The sequence below is a fragment of the Hyphomicrobium album genome (genome assembly GCF_009708035.1).
Lineage (GTDB): Bacteria > Pseudomonadota > Alphaproteobacteria > Rhizobiales > Hyphomicrobiaceae > Hyphomicrobium_A > Hyphomicrobium_A album.
Genome location: NZ_WMBQ01000001.1, coordinates 2,301,772 through 2,317,064 on the forward strand (window position 1 = coordinate 2,301,772; position 15,293 = coordinate 2,317,064).

The window sequence follows — 15,293 nt, forward strand, 5'->3', positions numbered from 1 at the left end:
GATCCTGCCGTTGCACTCGCGCCGCCACTAACGCGGCAGCCCTTCGCACGTTCCGTTTGTAATGACTGCCTAATCTTGTTGCAGCGCGCCCACTTGCCAGGCAATGCCCGATCTTCGTGCGCAACGAAAGATGTTCTATGGTCATCGCGCTGCACTGCACAAGAGCGCTCATTCTGATCGGGTCCTGATGCCTCTCCACGTCGCACTCACGCACCGCACCGCCTATCACTACGACCGCGCGATCGGCATGGCCCCGCAGGTGATCCGGCTAAGGCCGGCTCCCCATTGCCGCACGCCCATCCTCAGCTACTCGCTTAACATCGAGCCGAAGGTCCACTTCCTCAATTGGCAGCAGGATCCGTTCGCCAATTACTGCGCGCGCTTGGTGCTGCCGGAGAAGACCGACAAATTCGTCGTCACCGTCGACCTCGTCGCCGACATGGCGGTAATCAATCCGTTCGACTTCTTCGTCGAGGAGGGCGCCAAGGAGTGGCCGTTCGCCTACGAGGCCGACCTGAAGGCCGAGCTGACGCCATACCTCCAACCGCTGCCGGCCGGGCCGCTGCTCAAGCGGTTTATCGACTCGATCCCCGCCAAGGCCCCCAACACGATCGACTTCCTCACCGACCTCAACCGCAAAGTCCGCGGCGACGTGAACTATTGCGTGCGTCTCGAGCCCGGCATCCAGACCCCGGAGGAGACGCTCACTAAAGCCTCCGGCTCGTGCCGCGACTCCGGTTGGCTCTTGGTTCAGATCCTGCGGCACATCGGCTTTGCCGCGCGCTTCGTCTCCGGCTATCTCATCCAGCTCCGCCCCGACGTGAAGCCGCTCGACGGCCTCGCCGCCGGCGCCGAGGCGGACTTCACCGATCTGCACGCTTGGGCCGAGGTCTACCTTCCCGGCGCCGGTTGGATCGGCCTCGATCCAACGTCGGGGCTGCTCGCGGGTGAAGGCCATATCCCGCTCGCCGCCACGCCGCAGCCGTCGAGCGCCGCGCCGATCACAGGTGCGCACGAGCCGGCCGAGGTGACGTTCGCGTTCGACATGCGCGTCGAGCGCATTCTCGAGTCGCCGCGCGTCACCCTCCCCTACACCGAGGAGACCTGGAAGCAGATCGTCGCTGCTGGCGACGCCGTCGACGTCCGCCTCGACAGCGCCGACGTGCGCTTGAGCATGGGCGGCGAGCCGACATTCGTATCGATCGACGACATGGACGGCGACGAGTGGAAGACCGGCGCCGTCGGACCGACCAAGCGCGCGTACGCCGAGGACCTCATCCGCCGTCTGCAGCAGCGCTTCGCGCCGGGCGGCCTGCTGCACTTCGGCCAAGGCAAGTGGTATCCCGGCGAGCCGCTACCTCGGTGGGCCTTCGCGCTTTATTGGCGTCGCGACCAGGAGCCGCTGTGGAGTGATCCGGCTCTCATCGACCGCGAGGACAAGCCGGCGAACGCCGGTATCGGCGACGCGACGAAACTCATGGGCGCGCTGTGCACCCAGCTCGGCCTCCCGGCCGACAGCGGTATCCCTGCCTATGAGGATCCCGGCTACTACGCACTCGTCGAGCAGAAGCTGCCGCTCAACGTCACGCCGGAAGAGAACAAGTTGCAGGATCCGGTGGAGCGCGCGCGCATCGTGCGCGTGTTCGAGCAGGGGCTCGACAAGCCGGTCAGCTACGTCCTGCCCGTGCAGGTGTGGCAATCGCCCGATCTCGGGCGCCGCTGGGTGACCGAGCGATGGGGCACCCGGCGCGGCAAGCTCTTCCTCTCCCCGGGCGATTCCCCCGCCGGTCTGCGGCTGCCGATGAGTTCGCTCGCCGTGCTTCCCGAGGTGGACTATCCGCACGTGCTGCCGCGCGATCCTTCGAGCGAGATGCCGCCGCTGCCCGAGCGCGATGTGCTCATCCAGCAGCGCAAAGCCATCACCTTGCGGCCCGCGCCCGTGCCGCCGCCGTCGGGTCCCAGCGAGATCTACGGCTCCGTGCGCACCGCGCTGGCCATCGAGCCGCGCGACGGGCATCTGTGCGTGTTCTTGCCGCCGCTCGCCGACGCTCTCGACTTCGCGGCGCTCGTTGCCGCCGTGGAGGAGGCCGCATCCGTCAGCAAGCTGCGGGTGCACATCGAAGGCTATTCGCCCCCCAACGACCCGCGCATCAACGTCATCAAGGTGACGCCCGACCCCGGCGTGATCGAGGTGAACATCCATCCGGCCACGAGCTGGAAGGAAGTCGTCAACATCACCACCGCGGTCTACGAGGAAGCGCACAAGACACGACTGGGCGCGGACAAATACCTACCCGACGGACGCCACACGGGAACCGGAGGCGGCAACCACATCGTCATGGGCGGCATAACGCCGACGGACAGCCCGTTCCTGCGGCGCCCCGACCTGCTCGCCTCGATCATCGCCTACTGGCAGAACCATCCGTCGCTGTCGTACATGTTCTCCGGCCTGTTCATCGGCCCGACCAGCCAGGCGCCGCGTCTCGACGAAGCGCGCCACGAAGCGCTGTTCGAGATGGACATCGCGCTGAAGCAGATCCCCGACCCCTCGCAGGGCAGCGTGCCGCCGTGGATCGTCGATCGCATCTTCCGCCACCTGCTTGTCGACGTAACCGGCAACACCCACCGCGCCGAGATCTGCATCGATAAGCTCTACTCGCCTGACAGCCCGACAGGGCGGCTCGGGCTCATCGAGTTCCGCTCCTTCGAGATGCCGCCGCACGCGCGCATGAGCGTCGTGCAGCAGCTCCTGATGCGCGCCTTCATCGCCATGTTCTGGGACCGCCCCTATCGTGCCAAGCTGGTCCGCTGGGGCACGGCGCTGCACGACCGCTTCATGCTCCCGCACTATCTGTGGTCCGACTTCACCGAGGTGATCGGCGACCTCAAGGCGGCAGGACTGCCGGTCGAGCTCGACTGGTTCGCGCCGCACTTCGAATTTCGCTTTCCGCTCATCGGCGAGCTCGAGGCAGCGGGCGTCGCCGTCGAGTTGCGCCAGGCGCTGGAGCCGTGGCACGTGCTCGGCGAGGAGAATGCCGCCGGCGGCACCGCGCGCTACGTCGACAACTCGCTCGACCGGCTGCAGGTCACGGTGCGCGACAACGCCAACGGGCGCTACGCCGTCACCTGCAACAGCCGCGGGCTGCCGCTGGCCAGCACCGGTACATTCGGCGAAAAGGTCGCCGGCGTGCGCTATCGCACCTGGCAGCCAGCCTCGGCCCTGCACCCCACGATCCCGCCCCATGTGCCGCTCGTATTCGACGTCATGGACACGTGGACCGCGCGCTCGGTCGGCGGCTGCCGCTATCACTCCGCCCACCCCGGAGGCCGTAACCTCGATCTGGCGCCCGTAAACGCCTACGAGGCGGAGGGGCGACGCCTCGCCCGTTTCGAGTTGCTGGGGCATACCCCGGGGCGCCCGTTGACGACCCCTCCGGCCGTCAATCCCGAATATCCGCTGACCCTCGACCTGCGCACCTGACCAAGGAAGGGCAATCGCGCCGGCCACAGGGCCCGCCGATAGTGCCGCCTTGACCCTTGCCGCCGCTGGTGCGGCCAAGGGCGAAGCACTATTCTTGCCGCCTCATCGTCGAGCCACCGGCCTTAGAATGCGCACTCCGCGGGGCATCGCCCCCACGACCCCGAAGCCATGACCCTCAAAGCGCGGCTCGCAACCGAGCTCGACCTCGAGTTTATTCAAAACTATGCCCGCGCCGACACCGGCGCCCATGACGAGCTCGTCGATGCTGCCGGCAACGTGCGCCCCCATTGGCAGCCGTTTATAGCCGCGCTTTCCGGGCTGTCCCCCATCGAGCAAACCCTGCGCGCCGGCCGCCTCAACCGGCGGGTGCGCGAGATGGGCATCGCCCACGACATCTTTGCCGACCCGACCTCGCCAGGAAAGCGGTGGGAGGTCGACCTCGTCCCGCTGATCTTGTCTAGCGGCGAATGGCAGGCGCTGGAGAAAGCCATCGTCCAGCGGGCGCGGCTGCTCAACTGCATTCTGGCGGACGCCTACGGCGAGCAGCGGCTGCTGCGCGAGGGGCTCATTCCTCCGGCGCTCATCAATTCCGACCTGGCATTCCTCACGCCCTGCCACGGCATCAATCCCGCGGCCGGCTATCTGCATTTCTATGCCATCGACCTGGCGCGCGAGGCGGACGGCAGCTGGCGCGTCATCGACAATCACACGGAGACGCCGGCCGGCGTCGGCTATGCGCTCGCCAACCGCGTCGTGCACACGCACATCGCCGGCGACCTGTTCGAGGCGTCGAACAGCCTGCGCCTTGCTCCGTTCTTCCAGCGAGTGCAGGACGGCCTCACTCTGCTCACGGGACGCCGCGATCCGCGCATCGCGCTGCTCACGCCCGGCCCGCACCACGACGACTATTTCAGCCACGCCTATCTGGCGCGCTACCTGGGCTACCTACTAGTCGAGGGCGGCGACCTGCGTACCGCCGGCGACTACATCTTCTTGAAGACGCTGGAGGGCCTGCAGCGCATCGACCTCATCGTGCGCTGCGTCGACGGCCGCCAATCCGATCCGCTCGAACTCGACGCCGTGCGCTATGGCGGACCGCCCGGCCTCGTGCAGGCGTGCCGCAAGACGCCGGCGCTGGTGCGCAATGCGCTCGGCTCGGCGGTGGTGCAGAACCGCGGGCTCGGCGCCTACCTGCCCGACGTCTGCCGCCGCCTGTTCGGCGAGGATCTGATGATCGCCGATGCGCCGCGCCACTGGCTCGGTGATGCGGCGAACCGCCAGCACGTCATCGCCAATCTCGACCGCATGGTCATTCGTCCGGCGCAAGAAGGCACCGGCCGTCCCGGCGGCGCCGAGTACGGGCGTCTCGGATCGAGCCTGACCGAGGCGCAGCGGCGCGCCTTGGAGGAGGAGATCGAGCTGCATGGCGAGATGCTGGTCGCCGAGGAGCGCATCGGCTTCGGCACCACGCCCGCCTTCACCCCGCAGGGTCTCGTGCCGCAACCGTTCGCCGTCCGCCTGTTCGCCGCCGCCACCGCCGACGGCTTCACGGTGATGCCCGGCGGCCTCGCCATGACGCTCGTGCCGAACCTCGCCGTGGGGCTCAGCGCCCCGGAAGCCCGCACCCGCGACGTGTGGATCGTCGCCGACGGCGAGGTGCCGCCGCACCGCAGCCTATGGCAGCCGACCATCGAGACGGCGCGCGTGCAACGCTCGCAGCGCGTTATCCAGAGCCGCGTCGCCGACGACCTGTTCTGGCTCGGCCGCTACGCCGAACGCACCGACTGGATACTGCGCGTGCTGCGCAGCGCGCTGCAGCCGTTGCGCGGCGACAGCGCCCCTTCGCAGGTGCAAGGCGCCGCGCGGGCGTGCCTCGAAGCACTCGCCATGCGCGACGGCAAGGAGCCGCTCACGCCCAGCGACGGTGACGATGCCGCCGCCGTCGAGCGCCTGGTGCACCTCCTCATCGGCGCCAAGGACGGCCGCCGCACCCTAGATGGCACACTCGACAAGCTCTACCGCGTCGCCAACCTGACGCGCGACCGCCTCTCGCTGGAAGCCTACCGCGTACTCAGCCACTTCCGCCCCGGCACCGACTGGCGCCGCGACCTGCTCTCGGCATCACCTGAAACGCTGCTCGATCTGATCGAGGACGGGCTCGGCTGGCTCGCCGCCTTCAACGGGCTGATGCACGAGAACATGACGCGCAACAAAGGTTGGTCGTTCATGGACATGGGGCGCCGCATCGAGCGCGCCGGCAACATGAGCGAAGCGATCCTCTGGCTGTTCGGCCGGCCGCTCGAACGCGAGGAGGAGACGGGCCGCCTGTTCTTCCTCCTCGAGGTCGCCGACAGCTTCATCACCTTCCGCTCCCGCTACCGGCTCGATCCGGTGCTGGCGCTGGTGCTCGACCTGCTGATGCTCGACGAGACGAACCCGCGCAGCCTCGCCTACCAGCTCGCCAGCATTTCGCAGCACCTGTCGTCGTTGCCACAGTCCAACCAGGGCACGAGCCTCGCGGACGAGCGTCGCATCATCCTCGCCATGCTGACGTCGATCCGTCTCGCCAACGTCGAAAGCTTCGCCGCGGACGCGTCGCGCGCCGAGCTGCAGAACGCTTTGCGCAACCAGCTGGAGCTGCTGCCGCAGCTCACCACTGCCATCGAGCGGCACTACTTCAACCTACTCGAGGAACAGCCGCACCGGGTGCATACGCGGCTAGTGTGATGATCGAGAAATTCGCCATCGACAGCGGCAAGGTACCGAGCGAATTTCTCGATCTGAATCACACTAGCGAGACCATGATTATAGTGCCCCTTAGCATTCCGAAGTTCGCTCTCTCCCCCAGCAGCGAACTTCGGCGAACTTCGGAATGGGGGCACTAGAGCCGAAGCCATGATCTACGACGTCAGCCACCGCACGACCTTCCGCTACTCGACGCCCGTCGCGCAGAGCCAGCACGTCGTTCACATGTCGCCCCGCGCGGTCGAGCGCCAGCGCATCAAGGGGCACACGCTGCTGATCGAGCCGGCGCCGACGATCCGCACCGAACGCGAAGACTATTTCGGCAACCGCGTCGTGCTGTTCGACATCGAGCAGGATCATACCGAGCTCATCGTCCAGGCGCGCAGCACCATCGGCGTCACCGCGCCGAAGAAAGTCGACCGCGCCGCCGCCCCGGCATGGGAAGAGGTCGCCAAGCGAATTGCAAATCCGCGCGCCGGCCTCGATCTGGATGTCGCCCGCTACGCGTGCGCCTCGAAGAACACCTATCCGACGCCCGACATCGCCGCCTACGCGGGGCCGTCATTCAAGCCCGGCCGCTCGGTTCTCGAGGCCGCCTGGGATCTCGTCGAGCGCATCTACGACGACTTCACGTTCGACCCGACGGCGACCGACGTCTCGACGCCGGTCACGCAGGTGCTGCAGCAGCGCCGCGGGGTCTGCCAGGATTTCTCCCATCTGGCGCTCGCCTGCCTGCGCGCCATGCGGATCTCGGCGCGCTACGTCAGCGGCTACATCCTCACGCGCCCGCCGCCGGGCGTGACGCGGCTTACCGGCGCCGACGCCTCGCACGCCTGGATCTCGGTGTGGTCGCCGGACTTTGGTTGGGTGGATTTCGATCCGACCAACGGCCTCATGCCGCGCGACGAGCACATCACCATCGCCTACGGCCGCGACTACGACGACGTCAGCCCGATCAGCGGCATCCTCCTGGGCGGCAGCGACCACTCGGTCCACGTCGGCGTCGACGTCGTCCCGGCGCGCGGCTAGGCGCACGGTGAATCAAGACGGTAGGGTTTTGTGATCACCCAACGATCCGTCATTATCGCTCGGCCATTTTCCTATAGCTAAACAGCAATCCCACTGGGGACTGACGCAGCTTCTTACTTTCTTTGGCGAGTTCCTTGATCGATTCTGGAATATCTTTGAGCTTTGGCACGTCAACGACTTGGTCAACGGCGAGCGCGGCTAATGCGAAGATAGGGTACCCTGTCAGTGCGGCGCTAACTGCAACGGTGCCCGTAACGACCCAAGTCCCGATGTCCTTGCCAGCAAACTTCCAAGTTTTGGCGCGAAGAGCATCTAGCTGGCCCTGATGCACGTCGAGAGCCCTCTCAAGGTTTTCGAACACTCGATCCTTCGACCTGAAAAAATTGTCTGGTCTCGCTTCGGCAACTTCTTTTACGCCCGCCGCCATGATGGAGCGAATCTCGGCCAACGCGCCGCTTTCACGAAGTTCAATAAGCGCCCGCGGCGGTACCTTGCCGAGCCACTCCATATCGGTGTGTGATAACGACTCCAACGCCCGAAGAACGTGCAAGTCATCAGTTTGCGGCGCACCCTCGCTTGCACGGTCGGCATCGTATTCAAGCTTCCAAACGAAGTACTGCCATGATGTCGGCGCATCGATAACGGGCGTGGCTCCAAGGCGGCGGGACTTGATAAGTAAGTCGTTCGCCTGAGCCATCCGACCAAATGCAGAGGCAGCCACAACCACACCAGGATGTTTCGACTTCAGCAGCGCCGAGCTGGGATCGTCTAGCATTGATGTGATGTGCTCGCGCGCTCCCCCCTTCAGTTCTGCATCGAACAGCACGCGACGCGGGTCTTTGATTTCGGGAAGCAAGGTGTCCAAAGTATCAAAGTGTTCCGCATATTCCATCAACGAGTCCATCGATTCAAACTTGCGGCCAAAAATCCTCGATGCGTGAGCCAAGCAGTCGCTTTCGGACACAAGACCGACGAACTTTTTCTCGTTTCGCACCAGCTCGCTATAATCAGGCGAGATGACAACAATCGGAGGCTCGACATTCGCCAGCGCGAGTTCGCGATACTGGAGAACGTTCATGGCATTCTTTACAAGGTAGTAGACAGATTTTTCCTCACTCCAGTTCGCGAAAATCTCTCGGGAGCGCAGGAAGGGGTCGGGGAGAATGATGGTGTCTGCATAGAGGCCGCATTTGGAAGCAATGTTCTCAGCGTGCGAAGGAAATATGTCTCCGCCGTAGGAGCACTTCATCGTTCCGTGCATGTCTTCCAAGTGAGCGTGCAAGGCGCCGGCCATACCGGCCCAGAACCCTTCGATCGCTTCCATGAAGTCTGGGAGCGCCCTGAGGAACTCTTTGCGAGATTGCTCACTCCGTGAGATGGCCAAGCCAGCCTCGTGCGGGGTAAGCTTCCCCTTAAGCATTGTCTCGAAGTAAGGTTTGAAGTTGAGGTAGAGGAAGTTGAAGTACAGCTCTTGAATCTCACGTAGCGAGGCAGCCTTCTTGGCTTCGCCTCGCTCATGGATGTGTTCGGCCATTAGCGCCATAGACCGGACCAAGCCGTCTACCGTACTCAAATCTATGGTTCCGTCTGCTGCGTACCGGACGGCCTTCAGACTTTCAATGACCTGTAGTCCGGGCGCGATGACGATCTTTCCGGCTTCAAACTCGTCTTTTAGAATTTTCAGGCGCCGCTGAAGTCGCTCTTCGTACTCACGCCGTTGAGTGTCATCTTGCTCACTCATGGTCGGCGACTCCATTCCATCTGGGGGGAACTCAGACGCTGCGGTCGAGACTCAGTGAGCGCAAAGAATAGGCCGAGCCGCGAGCCACGGCGCAAGCTCGAAGATCATCGGCGCAAGTTGCGAAAGAACTTGGAAGCTGCGCTGCACACCGGAAAAGCCGGTGGAGATACTAAGAAAGTGGCGCGCCCGGAACGATTCGAACGTCCGACCCTCAGATTCGTAGTCTGATGCTCTATCCAGCTGAGCTACGGGCGCTTGCCTGCGTTTTTCACGGAGACGCAGAAACCAAGGCGTTCGATGAGCGATGCCACACCGAAGCTCGCCACTACTAATGGCTGATGCCCCGCTGCGCAAGTGCCTTGCGCCCGCTACGCAAGATCGTCCGCCGGGGGCCGGGAAAGCCGCGCGGTGCCGGGCTCCTCGTGCCCGTGGTGCGCGCCACGATCGGGGATTTCGAACTGGAATGTCGCACCTTTCGGCGTGTCGAGCAGCCGGATATGCCCGCCATGGACGCCGATGATTTCCGCGGCGATGGCGAGGCCGAGGCCAGTGCCACCTTTGCGCTGCGACCCGGTAAACGCTTCGAAAAGATGATCGCGCGCCTTCTGCGGGACGCCGGGGCCCGTGTCGCGCACGTCGACGAACACGCGTCGACCCTCGCGCCACGCCTTGATGCGGACCTCGCCGTGCGGCGATCCCGGCGCGCCCTCGATCGCCTCGATGGCGTTGCGGGAAAGATTGCTGAGGATGCGGAAAAGATGATCGCGGTCGGCGTCGATGCGCAGCGTGTCGTCCATCTCCAGCACCCAGTCGATGCTGCCCTCGCGCGGCAGCCCCAGTGCCTCGCCCACCTCCTCGGCGAGAGGCTTCAACGGCAGCAGCTCGCGGCGCGGCGCCGCTTCCTCGGCGCGGCCGAAACGCAGCGTGTCGTTGCAGAAGTTGATGGCGCGGTCGAGCGAGGCGATGAGCTTGGGCGCAAAGCGCTGCACAGTGGGATCGGGGATGGCCGTCAGGCGGTCGGACAGCAATTGCGCGTTGGCCAGCATGCCGCGCAGGTCGTGGTTGATCTTGCTCACCGCCAAGCCGAGCTGCGCCAGCCGCGTTTTCTGCAGGAGCGTGCCCGACAGCTGCCGCTGCATCTCGCCCAGCTCCCGCTCGGCAACGCCGATCTCGTCGTGGCGGCTCGACGGCACGATGATGCGCGATGGATCTTCCGGGTCCTGGCGGAAGCGCACCATGGCGTGGGTGATGCGCATAACGGGCCGAACTAGCAGCCGGCTGATCGCGAAGTAGACGAGCGCCGCCGTCGCCAGCGAGATGACGATGGAGACGCCGAGGATGTTCAGGGCATACGAATTGAGCGCGGCCTTCAGCGGGGCTTCCGGCATGACGATCTCGACGAGGTCGTCCGGATCGTCGCCGATGCTGCCGAGCACGCGGATGGTGCGCCCGTTCGGCGCGAAGAACACGGCAATCGCATCGCCAATCTGCTCGAAGCGCAACGCGACGCTGTCGAGCCAGCTCTCGGGGCGTTGGCGCAGATCGTAGTGCTGGTCGATCGTCATCTGCGGATCGACCGGCAGCACCAGGCGGCGGACGCCCTGCCGGCGCGAGGCGATAGCCTTCACCTGCGCGGTGCGCAGCATCTCGGCTCTGAGACCCGAGGGTACGTCGCCGCCGGGAAAGCCCTCGGCCGCAAGCGTTGCGAGTTGCGCCGCGGTGAGGCGTTCGTTCAGCCAGTCGACGCGGAAGGTCGAAATCGAGGGCAGGAAGATCAGCACCTCGGCCAGCATCACGAATGCGGCCGTCAACATCAGAAGCTTGGAAGGGAGGCCGAGGTCGCGCCAACTGGCCTGATATTTCGCCGCCCATTGGGGAACGCGAACGCGTCGCCACCAATCGGCGAAGGTCAGCTGCCGCGCATCGTTTTTGTTATCGCGGAGCACGCGCTTCCTTTCGCTCCTGTCCCTCATCCAAATCTAGCAAGGAAGTTTATAACCTTGCGTAATGTGGGGCTTGCGGACTTGGTCGCATAGTAGCTGTAGCCGAGCTTTTTGTTCATCTCCGATAGCGTCGGGTAGGGCGCCACCCAGCTCGACATATCCTTGATGTTTAGGCCCTTGGCGATGGCGAGCGACCACAGCTGGATCAGCTCCCCAGCCTCCGCCCCGACGATTCCGGCCCCCAATATCTGGCCGTCCCGGCTCGTCACCACCTTCACATGGCCGGTGGTCTTGCGCTCCGCCTGGGCGCGGTCGTTCTCCCGGTAGGGCCAGCGCAGCACGCCGATCTTCTTGGCGTGCTTGACCGCCTCGGCCTCGGAAAGCCCCACGTAGGCGAGCTCGGGGTCCGTAAACGTGGCCCGCGCGATGAGCCGTGCATCGACCCTTGCCGGATAGTGGAACAGCGCGCGGCGTAAAACGATGCTGGCGTGGTAGTCGGCGACCTGCGCATAGGACGGCCCGCCCGCGGCATCGCCGATCGCGAACACCCGCCGGTTCGATGTCTTCAGTCCCGCATCGACCTTGATACCCCGCTCGTCGTAGCGGATGCCCGCGACCTCCAGGCCGAGGTCCGACGTCGAGGGTCGGCGCCCCGCAGCAATCAAAAGGTGGCTGCCTTCGACGACGTGCTTCTCGCCACCGACGCTGACGTTGACGCGCACCCGGCCGAGACCGCCCTCGACGCTGTCGACCGTCGTATCCTGGTGGATGCTGATGCCTTCCTCGCCGAGCTGCTCGAGCACGAACGCGGCCAGCTCCGGGTCCTCGTCGGCCAGGGCCTTTCCAGCCACCAGCACCATCACGCGCGAGCCGAGGCGGCTGTACGTCTGCGCCAGCTCGAGGCCTGCAGATCCGCCGCCGATAACGATCAGACTGTGCAGCCGCTCCTGGTTGGTGAAGATCGTCTCGTTGGTGAAGTAGGGCACGCCGTCGAGCCCCGGGATCGCCGGGATTAGCGGCGCCGAGCCGGTGGCGATGACGAAGCGGCGCGCCTTGATGCGATAGTCGCCAGCCACCACGGTCTTCTTGTTGATGAAGCGCGCCGCGGCATGGATGACGCGGACCCCCAGCCCGGTGAAGCGCTCGGCCGCGAAGTTCGGTGCGACCCCGGCGATGACGCCGGCGACGTGGGCGCTGACCGCGCGCAGATCGATCTCCGGCTCGCGCGCGGCAATGCCCAGTGCGCCTGCCGAGCGCATGGCGTGCGCGCGATTGGCCACCGCCGCCAGGGCCCGCGACGGGATGCATCCGGAATGCAGCACGTCGCCGCCGAAGTTGTTTCTCTCGATCAGCACCACGCTACGCCCGAACGCGGCGGCTCCAGTCGCGACGGCCAGCCCCCCGGGGCCGGCGCCAATGACGCAGATATCGGCCGCGATGTGCTCGCTGTCGGTGTCGCCGCCGGCAGCGGACGGCTGTGCGTTCGCCTTAGATGCCGGCATTGCCATGCTCCATGTCGTCTGCTGGCCCCCATTTACCGGGATTGGTGCGGGCTAAACGCGCCCGCACCGAGCGGTTAATCTGGTTTGCCACTTCCGGCGCACTGACGCACCAATCTTGGCGTTCGCAGCCGTGGATTATCTGGGCTTGGCACGCGTTGACTTGCCCGCGTCCAGCCCGTATAAGCCCGCCAATCCTTGAGAAGCTATGGGCTCGCGCCGACGGCGATTGGTTGGCAGGCGGCCCTATTTGCGACGGGCACTGGAGCAGTATCGTGAAGCGCACTTATCAACCGAGCCGGCTCGTCCGCAAGCGTCGCCACGGGTTTCGTAAGCGGATGCAGACCACGGGCGGCGTTCGCGTACTCAATCGCCGCCGCGCCAAGGGCCGTAAGCGCCTGTCGGCCTGAGATCGGGTGGGCATAGGCTCCCCGTCGGCCAGTGCCGGGCGCAGCCCTTTACGGGCAGGGATGTTGCGCCGTGGCTACCCTGAAAAAACGCAGCGAGTTCTTATGGGTCCGGGGCGGCCGGCGCTGGAGCGCGACCGCTTTCGTTTTGGAGGCCCGCAGCCGACAGAATGTCGCGGAGGGGGAAGCCCCGGCGCGCTTCGGATACACCGTTTCCAAGAAGGTCGGCGGCGCGGTCCTGCGCAACCGGGTGCGCCGGCGCCTCAGGGCGTTGACGGCGGCGCTCAAGGCCGACCAGGTCCATCCCGGCTACGACTACGTGCTGATCGCGCGCACCGCTGCTGCCGTGCGGACCTTCACCGATCTCAAAGCCGACCTGGACCAGGCTCTTATCCGCGTTCATCAAGCCCCGGGGCAAAAGCGCCGGGGGCAGAAAAGCGCATGATTTCCAGCTATGCGAATGGTTGCCGTCGGAGTATTGCCACAGGCTCCGCATTGAGCGCCCCGCGTGCGTTCGACATCACGGCGGGCAACTTCCTGGGGCAGGGCGAAGGGCGCTGAGGCAATAATGCAGCAAGATCCCGATCAACAACGAAACCTGCTGCTCGCCGTCATCCTGTCCATGGCGGTGTTGCTCGGGTGGCAGCTTTTCTACGCCGGTCCGAAGCTGCGCGACGAGCAGGCGCGCCTCAAAGCCCAGCAGGAGCTGACGCAGCAGCCGGGCTCGAGCAAGGAGGCGCCGAAGTCGGCGGCCCCCAGCTCCGCGACGCCGGGAGCTCCGCCCGCCGCCAGCACCGCCAGCGAAGATGCGATCAAGACCTCGCCGCGGCTTACCATCGACACGCCTTCCATGAAAGGCTCCATCGCGCTGCGCAGCGGGCGCTTCGACGATGTCGTGCTCGCCAAGTATCACGTGACCGTCGACCCGAAGAGCCCCAACGTCGTGCTGCTGTCGCCCAACGACAGCGCGCATCCCTACTTCGCCGAATTCGGCTGGGTGCCGGCGGCCGGCTCGAACCTCAAGGTCCCCGACCGCGACGCGCTGTGGCAGGGCTCGGGCACGCTGACACCGGCAACGCCCGTGACCCTCACTTGGGACAACGGCCAGGGAGTCCTCTTCAAGCGCACGATCTCGGTCGACGACGATTACATGTTCAAGGTCGTCGAGGAGGTCGAGAACCGCTCGCAGGGCGCCGTCTCACTCGCACCCTATGCGCGCGTGCACCGCTACGGCACGCCCAAGATCGAGAACAACTGGATCCTGCACGAGGGTCTGATCGGGGTGATCGGTGCCCAGGGCGAGCAGCGCGCCAAATATGCCGATGCGCTCGATAAGCCGCTGCACGCCTTCGAGCCCGCGACCGGTGGCTGGCTCGGCTTCACCGACAAGTATTGGGCGGCGACGGTCATTCCCGATCAGACCGCCCAGTACCGCGCCACGTTCACGGCGCAGCCTCCGAAGCTGCCGTCCGAGCAGCCCTCCTACCAAGCCGACTACATGCGCGACGCGATCAGCGTGGCGCCGGGTGCCACCGTCAAAGTGGAGTCGCAGCTCTTCGCCGGCGCCAAGCAGATGCAGATCCTGCAGGCCTATCAGAACACCGGCATCCAGCAGTTCGACCTGCTGATCGACTGGGGCTGGTTCTTCTTCATCACCAAGCCGCTATTCCGCCTGATGGAGGCGATCAACTCGCACGTCCATAACTTCGGCGTGACGATCCTCATCCTCACCGTGATCGTGCGGCTCTTCTTCTTCCCGCTCGCCAACAAGCAATACGCCTCGATGGCGAAGATGAAGAAGCTGCAGCCGCAGATGGAGCAGCTGCGCGAGCGCTACAAGGACGACAAGGTCAGGCAGCAATCCGAGCTGATGGAGCTCTATAAGCGCGAAAAGGTGAACCCCGTCGCCGGCTGCTTGCCGATCCTTCTGCAGATCCCCGTGTTCTTCGCGCTGTACAAGGTGCTCTACATCACCATCGACATGCGCCACGCGCCGTTCTTCGGCTGGATCAAGGATCTCTCGGCGCCCGACCCCACGACCGTCTTTAACCTGTTCGGTCTGATCCCGTGGGACCCATCGCAGGTTCCGGTAATCGGGCACCTCCTCATGGTCGGTGTGTGGCCGCTGGTCATGGGCGCCACCATGTGGCTGCAGATGCAGCTGAACCCGCAGCAGCCCGATCCCGTCCAGCAGCAGATCTTCAACTGGATGCCGATCGTATTCACGTTCCTGCTGGCGGCGTTCCCGGCCGGTCTCGTGATCTACTGGGCGTGGAGCAACACGCTGTCCCTGGCGCAGCAGTACTACATCATGCGCAGACAGGGGGCGGACATTCACCTCATGGGCAATCTCTCGCGCCAGTTCAAACCTGTGGCCTCGATGGCTGGGCGCGGCGCCGACGCGATAAAGCGACGGCGCAACGGCAAGGAAAAGAGCGAGTAGCTCCC

Annotated in this window: 9 protein-coding genes and 1 tRNA gene; 6 read left to right on the forward strand and 4 right to left on the reverse strand. The window is 65.2% G+C overall.

Annotation, left to right across the window (positions count from 1 at the left end):
* Window positions 1-187 precede the first annotated feature (187 nt).
* The 3 genes from GIW81_RS10930 to GIW81_RS10940 all read left to right on the forward strand — a co-directional run bounded on the left by GIW81_RS10930 (window position 188) and on the right by GIW81_RS10940 (window position 7,255).
* Complete coding sequence (locus GIW81_RS10930) at window positions 188-3,481, forward strand: transglutaminase family protein (protein ID WP_154739215.1); 3,294 nt, start codon at window positions 188-190, stop codon at window positions 3,479-3,481.
* 168 nt (window positions 3,482-3,649) lie between these two features.
* A complete protein-coding gene (locus GIW81_RS10935; protein WP_154739216.1) occupies window positions 3,650-6,208 on the forward strand; it encodes a circularly permuted type 2 ATP-grasp protein in 2,559 nt (852 codons plus the stop codon).
* A 168-nt stretch (window positions 6,209-6,376) separates the two neighbouring features.
* A complete protein-coding gene (locus GIW81_RS10940; protein ID WP_154739217.1) occupies window positions 6,377-7,255 on the forward strand; it encodes a transglutaminase family protein in 879 nt (292 codons plus the stop codon).
* A 52-nt stretch (window positions 7,256-7,307) separates the two neighbouring features.
* On the opposite strand, the gene GIW81_RS10945 is transcribed toward GIW81_RS10940, so the two are convergent.
* The 4 genes from GIW81_RS10945 to GIW81_RS10960 all read right to left on the reverse strand — a co-directional run bounded on the left by GIW81_RS10945 (window position 7,308) and on the right by GIW81_RS10960 (window position 12,441).
* Window positions 7,308-8,996 (reverse strand): hypothetical protein, encoded by a 1,689-nt coding sequence (locus GIW81_RS10945; protein WP_154739218.1) that lies wholly within the window; start codon window positions 8,994-8,996, stop codon window positions 7,308-7,310.
* Between the two features lie 178 nt (window positions 8,997-9,174).
* Window positions 9,175-9,251 (reverse strand) — tRNA-Arg (locus GIW81_RS10950).
* A 113-nt stretch (window positions 9,252-9,364) separates the two neighbouring features.
* Complete coding sequence (locus tag GIW81_RS10955) at window positions 9,365-10,942, reverse strand: sensor histidine kinase (protein WP_324614974.1); 1,578 nt, start codon at window positions 10,940-10,942, stop codon at window positions 9,365-9,367.
* Between the two features lie 23 nt (window positions 10,943-10,965).
* The gene (locus tag GIW81_RS10960; RefSeq protein WP_154739220.1) at window positions 10,966-12,441 is read right to left on the reverse strand and encodes a dihydrolipoyl dehydrogenase family protein; all 1,476 of its coding nucleotides are present in this window, start codon (window positions 12,439-12,441) and stop codon (window positions 10,966-10,968) included.
* A 272-nt stretch (window positions 12,442-12,713) separates the two neighbouring features.
* On the opposite strand from GIW81_RS10960, the gene rpmH reads away from it, so the two are divergent.
* The 3 genes from rpmH (at window position 12,714) to yidC (ending at window position 15,288) form a co-directional block, all read left to right on the forward strand.
* Window positions 12,714-12,848 (forward strand): 50S ribosomal protein L34, encoded by a 135-nt coding sequence (gene rpmH / locus GIW81_RS10965; protein ID WP_324614975.1) that lies wholly within the window; start codon window positions 12,714-12,716, stop codon window positions 12,846-12,848.
* 70 nt (window positions 12,849-12,918) lie between these two features.
* Entirely contained in the window at window positions 12,919-13,290 is a 372-nt protein-coding gene (gene rnpA, locus GIW81_RS10970) for a ribonuclease P protein component (RefSeq protein WP_154739222.1), read from the forward strand.
* A gap of 123 nt (window positions 13,291-13,413) precedes the next feature.
* Window positions 13,414-15,288: a membrane protein insertase YidC gene (yidC, locus tag GIW81_RS10975; RefSeq protein ID WP_154739223.1), complete on the forward strand. Its 1,875-nt coding sequence runs from the start codon at window positions 13,414-13,416 to the stop codon at window positions 15,286-15,288.
* Window positions 15,289-15,293 lie beyond the last annotated feature (5 nt).

Bases quoted from the DNA above. Each gene is read 5' to 3' on its own strand.
- GIW81_RS10930 (WP_154739215.1), top strand. From the start codon at position 188: ATGCCTCTCCACGTCGCACTCACGCACCGCACCGCCTATCACTACGAC.
- yidC (WP_154739223.1), top strand. From the start codon at position 13,414: ATGCAGCAAGATCCCGATCAACAACGAAACCTGCTGCTCGCCGTCATC.
- GIW81_RS10960 (WP_154739220.1), bottom strand. From the start codon at position 12,441: ATGCCGGCATCTAAGGCGAACGCACAGCCGTCCGCTGCCGGCGGCGAC.
- GIW81_RS10935 (WP_154739216.1), top strand. From the start codon at position 3,650: ATGACCCTCAAAGCGCGGCTCGCAACCGAGCTCGACCTCGAGTTTATT.
- GIW81_RS10940 (WP_154739217.1), top strand. From the start codon at position 6,377: ATGATCTACGACGTCAGCCACCGCACGACCTTCCGCTACTCGACGCCC.
- GIW81_RS10945 (WP_154739218.1), bottom strand. From the start codon at position 8,996: ATGAGTGAGCAAGATGACACTCAACGGCGTGAGTACGAAGAGCGACTT.